1 protein-coding gene and 1 pseudogene are annotated in these 1260 nt (G+C 38.6%); both read right to left on the bottom strand.

What is annotated here, in order from left to right; translation table 11 throughout:
- Positions 1 to 183: pseudogene (locus tag ACFILU_RS01300) on the bottom strand (exonuclease); the annotation flags it as partial.
- 1 nt (position 184) lies between these two features.
- The gene (locus ACFILU_RS01295; protein ID WP_375674425.1) at positions 185 to 979 is read right to left on the bottom strand and encodes an ERF family protein; all 795 of its coding nucleotides are present in this window, start codon (positions 977 to 979) and stop codon (positions 185 to 187) included.
- Positions 980 to 1260 lie beyond the last annotated feature (281 nt).

Raw genomic sequence — 1260 nt, 5'->3', positions numbered from 1 at the left:
AGCCGCTGTTGTATAAGATTGGCTTATTTCACCTATTAAGCGTTCTGTCATGAGTTTGATTTTGTAGTCTTCATATTTGCTGGTAGGCAAACCTTTTGCTGTCTTACTGAGTACGTTGTAAACGTTTGAAGCAGTGACTTTTCCTAAGCGCGCTTGAAACCATTCTGCTGTTCTTTGTTCCATCTCACACCGCCGTTCTCTGTTCGTGTGGCGTTGCTATATCGGCATCTTGTATAGTAGAATCTGTTTCTACCTTTTGCCTATTTTGTTTATCTTTCAAAAGATGTAACACCGTTTGTGCTTGTCCTTCAGACATATCGTCAAGCTTTTTGACGTTGACATAAGCAAGTATTTTTTCTTCTTCTGTTTGGGTTTGTACGATGAGTCTTCTGATTTCATTGATCTGTTGTGGAAAAGCCTTTTTAATAGGCGGGTTTCCATCTGTATCATCATCTTCACTCACGACATTAAGAAGCATACCTAACAGATATCTGCGTGCGTATGTGATTGCAGAACCAACCGATTGTATATTTGATTTGCATCCTTTCGTGTCATAAGGAAACTTTCCTTCTGTTGAGATTTTATTCCCAGACGGATGCGTCAAAGTCATTTCTACAATTATATTGTCTGAACTCTGTTCTTTGATACGAGAAAACAAAGCAAATCGGTGTTTTGCAAGAGGCTTCTTTACAGCATCAATGTACTGGTCAAGGGTTGCATATTGGCTGTTTGTATGGGTGTTTGTAGAGTTTTTTTGTATTTTTTGATATTCCGTTTGCATATTCGAAAGATCACAGGCAAATCTTTCGTAGTTTTGTCGTTCTATTTCTTTTTCTCGTAAGGCAATGAGACGCTCTAAACGGTCCATATCGACGTCATTTTCTAAGGCTCTGTTTAAAATACGTTCCATAGCAGTTTGTTCGACGCTTAAGTGATGTGTTTCTTCAATTTCTGTTAGGTTAGTGTTTTGTTCACTCATCTTGATTTCCTCCTATTTGAGTGCAATTCCCCCGTGGCGTGAATCACGCTTGTGTTTAAAAAGTTGTTTGTGTGGTTAGAAACGGCTTATAGAGATACTATAAGACTAGTCGTTCGTATTTTCTCATCTGGTTTGTTCTCTAGTTGAGATGAGGTCAGTATTATCAACATGCCCATAAGCACCTGCATCATTGCCAATGTATATAGCATCGCAGTCACCAAAAACACGTACATCACCGTAAACTTCTGCAAATCCATAAAAATGTATACCCTCGTAAACTT

The sequence above is a fragment of the Bartonella sp. CL100XZDX genome, from assembly GCF_042195375.1.
Classification (GTDB): domain Bacteria; phylum Pseudomonadota; class Alphaproteobacteria; order Rhizobiales; family Rhizobiaceae; genus Bartonella.
The sequence above is the reverse complement of the archived record's forward strand: the minus strand, read 5'-3'. Positions and strand labels throughout refer to the sequence as shown.

Coding starts and splice junctions, on each gene's coding strand:
- ACFILU_RS01295 (WP_375674425.1), bottom strand. CDS start 979: ATGAGTGAACAAAACACTAACCTAACAGAAATTGAAGAAACACATCAC.